The following is a 6891-nucleotide window of genomic DNA, read 5'->3' as shown; positions in this document are numbered from 1 at the left end:
ACTCTGGATTATACTGGATAATCAACACCCTTGACGGAACATAATTTGCCTGAAGAAAGTGAAAAAATCGAGCTGCTATTTTTTATGCTATGGTGGGACGCAGAATAGTGAGAAGGGGAAAGTGTTGTGGGCATTACAGCCACCTCCTGATGAAAAAGACTGACATAACCCTATTTTACTACCTGTTTGAATTCCACATATTCAATTATGGTTCCATCAGGATGTTTTATTGTCATATTTTTACCTGTAGGTACTTCTCTAATATCGCGAATGATTTCGCTCCCTTGATTTAGTAGGTGTGTCCGAAATTCCAGGATGGAATCGACGATGCAAGTCGCTTTTGTTTCACGAAACGAGGCTAAAGCTTCTTCTGAACCTGCAAGAAGGAGAAAGTCCCCGATTCCAGCTAATTCCAAATGGACAGCCGGATAAGTAAAGCGTAATGAAGGTTTTGTATTTAGCAATTGTTCATAGAAAACAAGGGCGCTATCTATGTTCTTTACATATAAACGTGTAAAAGTTTTGAGCACTTTCAAGGTGAATCCTCCTATCTAAAGTTATATGGAGATTTTCTTAATTATACTAAACTTCTGGAATTGATAAAGGGAATATAGGAAAATAAATACAGATGGAGTGAATTAGTGGTAAAGAGTATGAAAGGGGGAGCTATGTTCACATGACTACAAAGGTTATTTAGCGGCAATACTTGCGTGTTCTGTAAGCGCAAGGCAAATGAAAAGCGTCGCTATCTGAATGATAGTGGATATGTTTTTAAGATGAATAAAAAAGGGGATAATCATGTTTTGTAGTCAATGCGCATATTACTCGAATTGAATGGGGTTTAAATTAAAGGTGGAGAAATAGATGTCAGTAACAGTTAATAAAATGATTTCGATTGGATTAACCATTGCAATTATAGGCGGTGGAGGGTTTCTTATTTATCGTGTTGATAAAACAATAAAAAATTCCAATGTTTATGCACAATCAACACTTGGTTCAATTCCAAATCAGTCTCAGGAGAAAGATAAACCTGAATTTAAACAAATTATCCGCGATACACAAAAAAAGGTTGTACTTATAGAGGTTGAAAATGAAGAAGAAAGTGGACTTGGTTCCGGCTTTCTTTATAATGACAAAGGAGATATTATTACAAATGCTCATGTAGTAGAAGGTGCAAAGAAAATTAGAATTAAGACTTCAGATACGAGTATATATCTAGGAAAAGTCATTGGTATGAGCATTGAAAAGGATGTAGCCGTAATACGAGTAAAGGCGCTTGCTGGTAAAGAACCGTTAAAAATTAATATTGATAAAAAAGCAGAGATAGGGGATCCAGTTATCGCATTTGGAAATCCACATGGGTTAGAAAATACTGTGACAAACGGGATTATTAGTGGAATTGATCGGGATTTAACAATAGGAGAAACAAAATATCGGGGGGTGTATCAAACCTCTGCACCGATTGCCCCTGGAAATAGTGGAGGGCCTCTTGTTTTGCAATCTACCGGAGAAGTAATTGGCATTAACTCTGCTGGTGGAAAAGACGGTAATATAGGTTTTAGCATTCCGCTTTCTCAAGTTATGACCATGGTACAAGGATGGAGCATGCATCCGAATGAAAAATTGGCATCAGAGTCATCTTCAGAAGGAGAAGGCAAGTTATCACAACGATATACAAAAGATAGTTTGGCCCAGGATGCTCGTTACCTTGTGCAGTATTTTTACGATAGCGTGAATTCTAGAGATTATGTAAATGCTTACGCTGTGTTGGGAAGTAGTATGAAGAATGGATTGTCTTATGAAAAATTCCGTTCTGGATATCTAAATACAATGAATGTAGAAGTAAAGGAAATTTCAGTTCATTCATCCACCTCTTCGAAGGCCGAAATCATAGCGATTATTGAAGCCCGAGAGTCTAATAATGGAGAGCAACATGTGACTATGTACAAGGTTACATATATGATTGGATTGGAAAACGATAGTTTACGGATTTTAAAAGGTAAGGGTGAAACAATGAAATAAAGCATATAATCTGTAAAAGTAGTCTTGTTCTAAATTCGTGATTCAAATAAAGAAAATGCAATTCAGCATCCTATTCCGAACCAGAATCAGGATGCTTTTTGTCGTATTCTCATGAATGAAAATGAATAGTATTTCTGTAAATCCGGTGTCGTTCGCTCCATAATATATGAGTAAAAAGGATTTTATATTACATATGATAAAAAAGCATTATTGATAAACATCATTCATAAATATCACAGTTGCCCACTGGGGAGACTTGGTGGGCTTAGTAAACAAGCATCACGATACGTTCATTTTCCTTAATGAAAACAAGTTTCCAGACGCCATCATGATAGATTTCTCTGATTGCGGTATAGGTTTCCCCACGATAGGCAATATCGCCCAATACAACCCTACAAATCATATTAACAATCCTTCCGTGTGAATTTTTATATGAATAATTTTATCATAAGTGTAGAATATTACTATTTTTTGAGGAAAATACTGACATAACTTGGTCATTTACAGGTGAATATGGAATATCTCAATATCAGGGTATTAGTAGTATATTTTGCAATATGACAAGGGTGAAAAAGAGGGGCAATAAAAAAAGATATACGTGCCGCATTCATGACACGCATATCGGTAAAGTACAGAGTTACCCCAATAGAAAGGGCATGATGTGAATGAGAATCGGGGTATATTATGCTGGACATAGGGAAAGATAAGCAAGGTCGTTCCAACATTTTATATTCCAAGTTTTTTCAATGCCACATGATAGCGATAAATAATGAAATAAGGCAGAACATAGGACCAAAATGTCCAAAAAATATTCCAACCGTGACCATATGCTACTTTTCCAAAAAACAGTTCTATGTACTCAAATAATGTAGTGCATAGAGCAAAAATAAACACCAAGATATATGGATGTAATTTGTTTTTTTGAATTAGGTAAATTAAGTAACTAGACAACATAGGATAGAGTCCCACATTTAAAGGAAACACAGAAAGCTCTTTGGTTTTTAAGATAGGAGTGAAACTCCAAAAGCCAAAGTGAAAACCGAATAGGTTAATGATAAAGGAGAGGGTAACACTTAAAGGAACAATAAGTAAAATAAGCTTTTTGTCTTGTTTATAAAGCCAAAAACCAAAAACCCAAGGGATAATAAATCCCCAGAAAATATTTCCAATCATATGTTTCTCCTTATTGAATAATAATTGTTACAAGTATTTCCAAATTTGTTTTTGTATATGACATTTGATTAGAGGAAGGGAGATTCTTGTGAATCACCAAAAAGTAGCCGCAGATGAACATGTTGTTTGGTGATGAAAAGAGTGTCAGAAGATAAGTGAAAGGCCGTTCCGAAGAGGGGTGGCCTTCCGTTATGTACTCTGATTTTTTAAATAGCTACAAAATAGCATTTTTTGTTTATTTACACTTTCTTGATGTATATAATTAAAAATACTTACTATTTTTTTACTTAAATGTGGATAATTTATATTTATTTTACTTTCTTAATTGCAGATTTTTGGAAGGGGAGAGGGCCAATGAAAAGAAACAATGCTCTATCTTTATTAAGTGATGAAGAATTAATAAAAATATATACGCAAGCAATGTCTCTTGAGTTGGATGATGATTTTATTGAATTGATTAAAGCTGAATTAGTAAGAAGAGGTATTTGTTTTTAATATATTCTTGAATCTATGGGTACGGGAACGATTGAAGCGTTTGGAGAATAAGAACAGAAAAAGGCGTCCTTTTTGGGGGAACGCCTTTTTTAATTACTAGGTGAAGCTGTTCGTTGGATGTTTGGAACGAGAGTGGCGGATACCCTGATTTATGAAAGCTATTCATTCCAAAAAATGTAAAGTTGACTTGACACTATTATTTTTTGTAAAGTATACTTTACGTAAAGTATACTTTACTGAGGTGAGATGTGAAAAATAACATACGTGATAAAAGAGTAGAACGAGGATGGACACAGGAGCACTTATCCGAAAAGGTGGGAGTATCTAGGCAAACGATTATTTCGTTAGAAAATGGAAAGTACAATGCATCACTTATCTTAGCACATAAGCTGGCACAGGCATTCGAATGTCTAATTGAGGATTTGTTCATATTTGAGGGAGATGAAAACTTATGACTGAAACAATTGGAGCATTGATTGGTTTGTTTGGCGGCGCTGTTTTAGGCTTGTCGGGATGGTTTTTTGGTAGAAAAAGAGCGTATAAAAATCGCGGATTGGATGAACGATATTACCTTATTCGAGATAAAGCCAGGGCGACTTCCTGGCAAGTTACATTAGCAGCTATGTATATTTTGTTCTTTCTAGTCATTCTCAAAATCGGTATTTCAGCTGCCAGCGCATTAGGAATACTGCTTTTAGTCCAAATGGGAAGCTGGGCTACGCTGATCTTTTATTATCAGGCTAAATATTAATCATCAAGTGTTTTCAGTACAATCCAGAGTGGATCGTCACCACACCGTGCCCCAAACGGGCTATGGGTAGACAGCGAAGAGGGAGACCGTTGCCGTCCCCTTTCGCCCGGCCGGGGCATGCGCTAGGGAGGGGAGACGAAAGGCTTTGTTTGTGTCCCGTTGTAGTGGTCTTTTTCCCCCTGGGCAATCAACAGGTGTGATTAATTATAAAGCTAAAAAATAAGGGGTGGGAAGATTGAAGGAGCAATCAAAACTATATCAAAAGCTGGTAATTGCCTCACTGGCAACATCACTAACGCTTACGATTGCTTCTGCATCAGCTTATGCAGAAGTTAGTACAGGATCGAAGTCACAGGCAACAGCTCCCTCTGTCAATGTATTGGAATTAGTCCTGGTTCGCACGGTAGCTGAGGCATTAGGCGCATTTATTGAATGGGATGAGAAAACAGGAGCCGCTAAAGTGACAAAGGGGTCTACTGTTCTAATTTTAAAAATCGGTGAAAAAAATGCAACGTTGAATGGGAAAACGATTGACGTAGGCCAGAACGTTCAAATCGTCAACGGCAATATGTATGTTCCGCTCGGTTTTATCAATCAAACATTCGCTTCCCATATAGGATGGAATAACACACAAAATAAGATGATTATTGCGGCTGATGACTATGCGGCTCTTGCCAGCTCTTTCCTAAAAGAACTTAACCAAAACAATATGGACGACGCTGTTACGTATTTTGGATCTGGGCTAAAACAAAAATTGCCTCCCGAACTATTGAAAAAAATTTGGCTTGGTCCGCAATATTTCGGTCATTTGAAGCAGCAAATATCAGCTCAAGTGGATAAGAATGCTGTTCATACGAACGTTACGCTAAAGTATGCGACTGAAAAAGTGCCAGGGCCAGTCGAAATTATTATCAGATTTGATAAGAATGGGTTAATCGACGATTTTTATATACCACCCATTCTTCCATCTGTAACGTTTAATAAACCATCATACGATAATCCGGCTAATTATGAAGAAAAGGAAGTTGTGATTGGAGATGGAGAATTTGCACTACCTGGAACATTGACCATGCCAATCGGCGAAGGTTCTTTTCCAGTCGTCGTTTTGGTACAAGGCGCGGGACCGAATGATCGCGATGCAACACTAGGTGCAGCGAAACCATTTCAAGACTTGGCTGTTGGGCTAGCAAACGAGAAGATCGCCGTGCTACGTTACGAAAAAGTTACGCGTGAGCATAATCTTAAAGTTGCCTTGAATCCAAAATTTACAATTAAAAACGAAACAGTAGATGATGCGATACGAGCTGTGGAGTTTTTAAAAGGCGTGAAAGGAATTAATCCAGAGAAGATCTTCGTAGCTGGACATAGTCAAGGTGGGTATACCATACCGATGATAATAAACGAAGATAAAAATCATGACATAGCGGGTACGATTATACTGGCTGGACCGAGTGAAAAATTTTCAGATGCTATTGTTAATCAATCCGAAGAGCTGCTTAAACGTTTAAAAAGTCTGGGAAAGCCAACGGATGCAGCCGAGCAATCTATGGTAATGTGGAGCAGTATTGCGAAATACGTAAACGATTCAGAATATTCAATAGATAATCTGCCTAAGGAGTTTCCTATTCCACAACAGGCATACTGGTTTTTTGAGCAAAGAAATTACACTCCAGCTGAAGTAGCAAAAAAACAAACAGGTTCTATGCTCATCCTACAAGGAGAGAATGACTGGCAGGTGCCTATGGCTCAATTTGAAAATTGGAAAAAATCTTTGCAGAATCGGCAGGATGTAACATATAAAACGTATCCTAAGGTAACTCACCTATTGACCGAATATGATGGTGTATCGACAGGAGCAGATTATTATCAACCATCCAATGTCCCTTTGGTGATTATTAACGACATCGCCAACTGGATCAAAAATGTGAGGAAGTAAGGTGCAAATATTGTTTTTAATGTGGCTTTGTACAGGTTTCAATAGTTGTTCAATTTTTAATTTTAAGTACAAGACATGATGGCTATTCAAATTAGTGCAGATATTGGTTTATTCCCAGAATACCATGTGAATAAGGCACGCTCAACGCCTGTCCAGGCTAACTTTATTTTTTATAGCCGCTATTATTAATATGAAAAAATTGCATTTTTCTACAGATTGAACATATAATTATGTTAGACCGGTAGTCGGTCTAACCAGAAGGAGTTTACTTATGGGAATCGTAAAAGAGCATGAAGAGCGTAGAAAAGCTGTTTGTTTCCAAAAGATATATGAAAGCTACTGTAAATAATATTTTATAGGAAGTAGGTAGCGCAAAAGGAACATTTTATCATTACTTCAAATCAAAAGAGGAAGTAATGGATGCTATTATTATGCGGATTGTAAATGCGATGTAGTGGCGGCAAAAAAAGAGGTTGGATGCGTCCTGCGCTCCGGCAGAAGAAAGGCCAGCGTG

General features: G+C 37.3%; 8 protein-coding genes and 1 pseudogene. 6 read left to right on the top strand and 3 right to left on the bottom strand.

Features of this window, described 5'->3' with window-relative positions:
* Positions 1-170 precede the first annotated feature (170 nt).
* Complete coding sequence (locus HMPREF0083_RS21340) at positions 171-530, bottom strand: VOC family protein (RefSeq protein WP_021623879.1); 360 nt, start codon at positions 528-530, stop codon at positions 171-173.
* Between the two features lie 334 nt (positions 531-864).
* Between HMPREF0083_RS21340 and HMPREF0083_RS21335 the strand changes: the two genes are divergently transcribed.
* The gene (locus tag HMPREF0083_RS21335; protein ID WP_021623878.1) at positions 865-2022 is read left to right on the top strand and encodes a S1C family serine protease; all 1158 of its coding nucleotides are present in this window, start codon (positions 865-867) and stop codon (positions 2020-2022) included.
* 265 nt (positions 2023-2287) lie between these two features.
* Here HMPREF0083_RS21335 and HMPREF0083_RS28330 read toward each other — a convergent pair whose 3' ends face one another.
* Together HMPREF0083_RS28330 and HMPREF0083_RS21330 are read right to left on the bottom strand one after the other, a co-directional pair.
* On the bottom strand, positions 2288-2425 hold the full coding sequence (locus HMPREF0083_RS28330; RefSeq protein ID WP_021623877.1) for a hypothetical protein: 138 nt from the start codon (positions 2423-2425) through the stop codon (positions 2288-2290).
* A 323-nt stretch (positions 2426-2748) separates the two neighbouring features.
* Positions 2749-3195, bottom strand: a complete 447-nt coding sequence (locus HMPREF0083_RS21330) for a CBO0543 family protein (RefSeq protein ID WP_021623876.1) — start codon at positions 3193-3195, stop codon at positions 2749-2751.
* Positions 3196-3549: 354 nt separating this feature from the next.
* On the opposite strand from HMPREF0083_RS21330, the gene sda reads away from it, so the two are divergent.
* The 5 genes and pseudogenes from sda to HMPREF0083_RS27480 form a co-directional block, all read left to right on the top strand.
* A complete protein-coding gene (sda, locus tag HMPREF0083_RS27485; RefSeq protein WP_148316033.1) occupies positions 3550-3690 on the top strand; it encodes a sporulation histidine kinase inhibitor Sda in 141 nt (46 codons plus the stop codon).
* 248 nt (positions 3691-3938) lie between these two features.
* Entirely contained in the window at positions 3939-4145 is a 207-nt protein-coding gene (locus HMPREF0083_RS21325; protein WP_021623873.1) for a helix-turn-helix transcriptional regulator, read from the top strand.
* Entirely contained in the window at positions 4142-4441 is a 300-nt protein-coding gene (locus HMPREF0083_RS21320; protein WP_021623872.1) for a DUF2178 domain-containing protein, read from the top strand. Before HMPREF0083_RS21325 ends, HMPREF0083_RS21320 begins: the two co-directional genes overlap by 4 nt.
* Before the next feature lie 235 nt (positions 4442-4676).
* Positions 4677-6377, top strand: a complete 1701-nt coding sequence (locus HMPREF0083_RS21315; protein ID WP_040304288.1) for a stalk domain-containing protein — start codon at positions 4677-4679, stop codon at positions 6375-6377.
* A 271-nt stretch (positions 6378-6648) separates the two neighbouring features.
* A pseudogene (locus tag HMPREF0083_RS27480) lies at positions 6649-6891 on the top strand (TetR/AcrR family transcriptional regulator); the annotation flags it as partial.

It is taken from the genome of Aneurinibacillus aneurinilyticus ATCC 12856, assembly GCF_000466385.1.
Lineage (GTDB): Bacteria > Bacillota > Bacilli > Aneurinibacillales > Aneurinibacillaceae > Aneurinibacillus > Aneurinibacillus aneurinilyticus.
Note: the sequence above shows the minus strand (reverse complement) of the source record. Positions and strands in the feature narration are given on the sequence as shown.

Bases quoted from the DNA above. Each gene is read 5' to 3' on its own strand.
- sda (WP_148316033.1), top strand. From the start codon at position 3,550: ATGAAAAGAAACAATGCTCTATCTTTATTAAGTGATGAAGAATTAATA.
- HMPREF0083_RS21330 (WP_021623876.1), bottom strand. From the start codon at position 3,195: ATGATTGGAAATATTTTCTGGGGATTTATTATCCCTTGGGTTTTTGGT.
- HMPREF0083_RS21335 (WP_021623878.1), top strand. From the start codon at position 865: ATGTCAGTAACAGTTAATAAAATGATTTCGATTGGATTAACCATTGCA.
- HMPREF0083_RS28330 (WP_021623877.1), bottom strand. From the start codon at position 2,425: ATGATTTGTAGGGTTGTATTGGGCGATATTGCCTATCGTGGGGAAACC.
- HMPREF0083_RS21320 (WP_021623872.1), top strand. From the start codon at position 4,142: ATGACTGAAACAATTGGAGCATTGATTGGTTTGTTTGGCGGCGCTGTT.